Source organism: Acidovorax sp. KPB24-07 (assembly GCF_057543315.1).
The window spans coordinates 1-956 of sequence record NZ_BAAJYS010000777.1 but is presented as its reverse complement, the minus strand read 5'-3'; the positions used below and the strand labels follow the sequence as shown (position 1 = coordinate 956).

1 pseudogene is annotated in these 956 nt (G+C 73.7%); it reads left to right on the top strand.

Annotation, left to right across the window (positions count from 1 at the left end):
• Window positions 1–956, top strand: a pseudogene (locus AC27IQ_RS25725) (DEAD/DEAH box helicase family protein); the annotation flags it as partial.

Genomic DNA, 956 nt, shown 5'->3' with positions numbered 1-956 from the left:
CACGCTGGTGCCCACCCACAGCCTGGAGTTGGTCGAGGCCGCCGCCGCCCCGCGCCGCGGTGCAGGCGGGCCAGGTGGAGATGCGCGCCAGCCCGCGCCGCCCCGTGGACGTGCTGGTGCAGCACCTGGTCACCGTCGCCCTGGGCGGCGGCTTCGAGCCCGAGGCGCTCTATGCCGAGGTGCGCCGCACGGCGGCCTATGCCGACCTGCCGCGCGCCGTGTGGCAGTGGTGCCTGGATTTCGTGCACCGGGGCGGGCCGTCGCTGGCCGTCTACCCGGACTACCAGCGCGTGGTGCCCGATGAGGGCGGCGTGTGGCGCATGCCCGATGCGCGCCTGGCGCGGCGCCACCGCGCCAACATCGGCACCATCGTGAGCGATGCCAGCATGGTGGTGCAGGTGCTGCACGGCGCGCGCCTGGGCACCATGGAAGAGAGCTTTCTCTCGCGCCTGTCGGCCGGCGACTGCTTCGTGTTCGCGGGCCAGGTGCTGGAGATGGTCAGGATCGAGGACATGACCGCCTACGTGCGCCGCGCCGCGCGCGGCCGCCCCACCGTGCCGCGCTGGGCGGGATCGCGCATGCCCTTGTCCACCGTGCTGGCCGACTTCGTGGTGCGCCAGCTCGCATTGGCGGCGGACGGCGACTACCGCTCGCCCGAGCTGAAAAGCGTGCGCCCGCTGCTGGAGGTGCAGCAGCGCTGGTCGGCCCTGCCCACGCCCGGCACGCTGCTGGCCGAAACCCTGCGCACGCGCGAAGGCTGGCACCTGTTTCTCTACCCTTTCGCCGGGCGGCATGCACACACCGGCCTGGCCAGCCTGTTCGCCTGGCGCGCGGCGCAGGGCGAGGCGGGCACCTTCTCGATCGCGGTCAACGACTACGGCCTGGAGCTGCTCAGCGCCACCGAGCGCGACTGGGCGGCCCTGCTGCCCGAGCTGCTCAGCACGCAGGCCCGCCCC